Genomic DNA, 1,250 nt, shown 5'->3' with positions numbered 1-1,250 from the left:
TTTTAAAAGCTATTAATAAATTTAACATTCGAGTGTTGGGTAAAGCTAATTCTAAAGGTGTGGAATTAGTTGATAAATAGGAGTTTAAACGAGTTATTAAAGGCGTACGAGTAAAAAGTACGTCTTTTTATTTTTATAAATAATGCTTAAGGCTGATGAGAAATCACATTATCCATCTTACACTTGAAAGTAGCTATCGTATTTCAAGTATGGAATGAAAAGAGGAGAATATAATCTTTAAAGATAAACAAGTTTATAGGAGGATTCTAAATGGATATTTTACCTGTTGTTCTTATTATTGTTTTAATGCAAAGTAAAGAACGAAAAGTGAAAATAAACCGTATTTGGCTCATTCCGGCTTTGTTGTGCTTTGTAACAATCCAGTCCATTATTCATATGGGACAAATAACTTTGCTGCAAGGACTACTGTTTGTTGTAATGCTTGGAATTGGCTTAGGTCTAGGAATTATACGGGGAAGAGCTTTAACATTTCGATTAGATAGTAAAACAGGTCATGTACTACGAAAAGGAAATTGGGTAAGTGCAATAATCCTTCTTGTTATTTTAGGAGCAAAAATTATGATTAAACAAAGTATGTTTTCTGGTAGTACGCACCAGACATTAATGGTTGTAACAAATGCCTTTTTATGTATTACATTAGGCACTGTGATTAGTAGACGTTATTATATTTGGAAAAAATATAATGAATTAACACAAAAAGCGTAAATACATTCACCCCTTGTTTAACATTGCTAAGAACGGTAATACTAATTAACATTGAACTTTTACAACAAGGGATGATAATATGATATACATTTACACAGATTTTGGTGGAACACATACTACCTCACTAGCTGCAGCGTATCATTTGAATAAATTACCAACGGATCGCAAGTTAACGAAAGAAGAAATTTTGAATGTAGATTACTTTAATAAATTGAAAACAGAAGATATGGGAAAAATTATTTTTCATGGAATAGACGAAAACGGTCATCCTGTATATACGATTGGATGCGGCGCATCAAAAGTTGTTGTACCTGCGATGAAGCATTTAGGAGAAATCTTGCAAAAACATTATCAAAGTCATGAAAAGATTATTTTTTCTAATACATCACCAACCGTACCTTTACCAATGACTTTCGGTGGGCTGTTTTCTAGAAGGTTCCATATCGATTTTATTGGCGTACCGTTACTCGTATGGGGAGCAAAAATTTGCTGTGATAATATACAAAGGCTTGTTAGTTAAGATC

General features: G+C 32.2%; 2 protein-coding genes and 1 pseudogene. All 3 read left to right on the top strand.

Annotation, left to right across the window (positions count from 1 at the left end; translation table 11 throughout):
- Window positions 1–80, top strand: a pseudogene (locus ACQGS6_RS28845) (VanZ family protein); the annotation flags it as partial.
- Between the two features lie 190 nt (window positions 81–270).
- Window positions 271–726, top strand: coding sequence for a DUF1453 domain-containing protein (locus ACQGS6_RS28840; protein WP_426966060.1), 456 nt, complete (start codon window positions 271–273; stop codon window positions 724–726).
- A gap of 79 nt (window positions 727–805) precedes the next feature.
- Window positions 806–1,246, top strand: coding sequence for a DUF3189 family protein (locus tag ACQGS6_RS28835; RefSeq protein ID WP_426966059.1), 441 nt, complete (start codon window positions 806–808; stop codon window positions 1,244–1,246).
- Window positions 1,247–1,250: the final 4 nt, after the last annotated feature.

The organism is Bacillus sp. GMs2/2, from assembly GCF_050172095.1.
GTDB classification, from domain to species: domain Bacteria; phylum Bacillota; class Bacilli; order Bacillales; family Bacillaceae_G; genus Bacillus_A; species Bacillus_A cereus.
This window is presented reverse-complemented; position numbering and strand designations above follow the sequence as displayed.